Below are 3484 nucleotides of genomic sequence, written 5' to 3' on the forward strand. Positions count from 1 at the left end.
GGTGGCCACCCCCAGCAGCTCGATCCGTCGGAGACACTATAAGCCAAACTCAACATACAAGGGATGGGGAGGGGGCACCCGCTGCAACCACTCCCCTCAGCAGGGATGGTTCTCCCCCCGCCGCACGCAGGTGATCTGCCCCATGATCGCTATCGCGATTTCCGCCGGGGTGACGGCACCGATCGACAGCCCGACCGGGCCGCGGATGCACTTCACCTCGGCCTCGCTCAGCCCCTCGTCGCGCAGGCGGTCCAGGCGCAGCGCGTGGGTGCGCTTGCTGCCCAGCGCGCCGACATAAAAGGCGGGCGAGCGCAGCGCCGTCACCAGCGCCGGGTCGTCCAGCTTGGGGTCGTGCGTCAGGGTGACCACGGCGGTGCGGGCGTCGGGCTTCAACTCCGCCAGCGCCTCGTCCGGCCACAGGTGGTTCAGCTTGACGCCGGGGAAGCGCGCCTCGGTCGCGAAGGCGCCGCGCGGGTCGATCACCGTCACGTCATAGCCGGTCAGCGCCGCCACCGGGGCCAGCGCCTGGGCGATGTGCACGGCGCCGACGATCAGCAGCCGCATCGCCGGATTGTGGACATGCACGAACAGGCGGAAGCCGTCCTCGTCCTGCGGATCGACCAGCAGGCCGGAGCGGTCCTGGCGGATGCGTCGGCGCACCTCGTCCAGCAGGTCGGACTCAAGCCCGAAGCCGCCATGGACGGTGTCTTCGTAAACCAGGGTCTGGAGACCGGTGTTGAGATCGGTCACCAGCGCAGCCGGGATCGCGGCGGCCTTCGCCGCGAGCAGCCGGTCAAGAATATCGCGTTTCATTCCACGGCCTCGACATAGACCTGCACCTGCCCGCCGCAGGCCAGCCCGACTTCCCAGGCCATTTCGTTGGTGATGCCGAAGGACAGCAGGCGCGGTTCGCCGTCCTCCATCGACTTGGCGGCCTCGTGCGCCACGGCGCTTTCGATGCAGCCGCCGGACACGGACCCGGCCATCGACCCGCGGTCATCGACCGCCATCTGGCTGCCGACCGGCCGCGGCGAGGAGCCCCAGGTCGACACGACGGTCGCCAGGGCCACCCTGCGGCCGGCGGCGCGCCATGCGGCCGCTTGCTCCACGATGTTGTCCGCCATCAGGGTGTCGTTCATCCCGCCGCCTCCTTCAACCAGCGGCGCAAGCCCGGGCTACGTCGCGGACCGTCGGCCGACAGGACACCGGCCAGATCCGCGAGGCTGTTCAGGCTGTGGGCCGCAAGAAAATCGTCCACATGCGGCAGCAGCGCCCGGATGCCCGAGGATTTCGGCGCGAAGCCTTCCCAGCGCAACAAAGGATTCAGCCAGACGAGCCGCCGACAGCTTTTGTGCAACCGATCGGCCTCTGCCGCAAGCCCTTCCCCTGCATCCCTGTCCAGCCCGTCGGTAATGAGAAGCACCACCGCGCCCTGGCCCAGCACCCGCCGCGCCCAGGTCCGGTTGAAGGCGTGCAGCGCGGTGCCGATCCGCGTGCCTCCGGACCAGTCGGCGACCGCCCCCGACACCGCATCCAGCGCCACATCCACGTCCTTGTGCCGCAGATGGCGGGTGATGTTGGTCAGCCGCGTGCCGAAGACGAAGCTGTAAACGCGGTCGCGGTCGTTGGTCACCGCATGCATGAAATGCAGCAGCATCCGCGAATAGCGGGTCATCGAGCCGGAGATGTCGCACAGCACCACCAGCGGCGGCGGGCGGGTGCGGCGGCGCTTGCGGGCAAGGTCCGACAGGTCGCCGCCAGTGCGCAGCATCCGCCGCAGCGTGGCGCGCGGATCGACGCGCGGCCCCATCGGGTCGGAGCGGTAACGCCGTGTGGTGACCTCGGCCAGCGGCAGGGCGAGACGGGCAAGCAGGCGCTTGGCCTGCGCCATCTCCTCCCCCGTCATCTTCTCGAAATCCTTGTCCTGCAGCCGTTCGGCGGCGGACACGGTGAACGAGGCATCGACCTCGATCTCCGTCTTTTCCGGCTCCTCCTGTTCGGCTCCGCTGCCGTGCAGGGCTTCGGCAAGGCGCTGGGCCATTTCCGGCTGGTCGGGCGCCTCCGTCCGCACCTTCGGCAGCATCAGCGACATCATCTTCTTCAGGATGTCGGGGTTGCGCCAGAAGACGTGGAAGGCTTGGTCGAACAGCTCGCTCTGGTCGTGGCGGTTCACGAAGATGGCGTGCAGCGCCCAATAGAAGTCGGTGCGGTTGGACAGGCCGACCGCCTCCACCGCCTCGACCGCCTGCAACACCTTGCCCGGCCCGACCGGCAGGCCGGCGGCGCGCAGCGCGCGGGCGAAATGCATCAGGTTGAGGGTGAGGCGGCCGGCCGGCGCGTCGTCCGTCATGGCGGCCTCAGCGCGCGGTGGTGGCGGCCAGCTCGGTCTTGACCTGGGTCAGGATGCGCGCCGCCTCGCTGCCCTGGATGCGGGCGATGTCGTCCTGGTATTTCAGCAGCGTGCCCAGCGTGTCGTTGATGACGGAGGGTTCCAGTTCCAGCTGGTTCAGCTCGACCAGGGCTTGCGCCCAGTCGAGCGTCTCGGCCACGCCCGGCGCCTTGTAGAGGTCCATGCCGCGCAGAGTCTGAACGAAGCCGACCACCTGCGCCGCCAGTCGCGCATCGGCCTGCGGCGCCTTGACCGACAGGATCTCCCGCTCCCGCGCGGCAGTGGGGTAATCGACCCAATGGTAGAAGCAGCGCCGTTTCAGCGCGTCGTGAATCTCGCGCGTGCGGTTGGAGGTGAGGATGACGATCGGTGGCTCCGGCGCATGGACGGTGCCGAATTCCGGGATCGAGACCTGATAATCCGACAGAATCTCCAGCAGATAGGCCTCGAACGGTTCGTCGGTGCGGTCCAACTCGTCGATCAGCAGCACCGGCGGCCCGGCGAGGTCCGGCTCCAACGCCTGCAACAGCGGGCGCTTGACCAGAAAGCGCTCGGAGAACAGGTCGGAAGCCAGCGATTCACGGTCCTGCCCGCCCGATGCCTCGGCCAGCCGGATTTCCATCATCTGGCGGGCATAGTTCCACTCATAGACGGCGGACGAGGCGTCCAGCCCCTCATAGCATTGCAGCCGCAGGAGCTTTCGCCCGAGCGTCGCCGACAGGACCTTGGCGATCTCGGTCTTGCCGACACCGGCCTCGCCCTCCAGGAACAGCGGGCGCTTCAGCTTCAGCGCCAGGAACAGCGCCGTTGCAAGCGAGCGGTCCGCGACGTAGGAGCCGCGGGTGAGAAGCGCCAGCGTGTCGTCGACGGAGGCGGGGAGGGGGGTGGTCATGGACGGCCTTGGGGATGGACAACGAATGCCCTCTCCCGTCCCGGGAGAGGGAGGGGACCCACCAAAGGTGGGGAGGGTGAGGGGTGAGGCAAGACTCCCGAACCGCATGGTTCCTTGGATCACCCCTCACCCTTCCCACCGCTTCGCGGCGGGCCCCTTCCCTCTCCCGGGGCGGGAGAGGGAGCTAAATCACCCCGCCGCTT

Annotated in this window: 4 protein-coding genes; all 4 read right to left on the reverse strand. The window is 68.5% G+C overall.

From position 1 onward, the window contains the following. Positions 1–96 precede the first annotated feature (96 nt). From TSO5_RS31970 to TSO5_RS31985, 4 genes are read right to left on the reverse strand one after another with little or no spacing between them, the layout of a single operon-like run. On the reverse strand, positions 97–813 hold the full coding sequence (locus TSO5_RS31970) for an XdhC family protein (protein WP_109155378.1): 717 nt from the start codon (positions 811–813) through the stop codon (positions 97–99). Beyond that, positions 810–1139 (reverse strand): XdhC family protein, encoded by a 330-nt coding sequence (locus TSO5_RS31975; RefSeq protein ID WP_109155379.1) that lies wholly within the window; start codon positions 1137–1139, stop codon positions 810–812. Before TSO5_RS31975 ends, TSO5_RS31970 begins: the two co-directional genes overlap by 4 nt. Then, positions 1136–2350, reverse strand: a complete 1215-nt coding sequence (locus TSO5_RS31980) for a VWA domain-containing protein (protein ID WP_109155380.1) — start codon at positions 2348–2350, stop codon at positions 1136–1138. The genes TSO5_RS31975 and TSO5_RS31980 overlap by 4 nt, the downstream gene beginning before the upstream one ends. A 7-nt stretch (positions 2351–2357) precedes the next feature. Beyond that, entirely contained in the window at positions 2358–3281 is a 924-nt protein-coding gene (locus TSO5_RS31985; protein ID WP_109155381.1) for a MoxR family ATPase, read from the reverse strand. Positions 3282–3484: the final 203 nt, after the last annotated feature.

Source organism: Azospirillum sp. TSO5 (assembly GCF_003116065.1).
Lineage (GTDB): Bacteria > Pseudomonadota > Alphaproteobacteria > Azospirillales > Azospirillaceae > Azospirillum.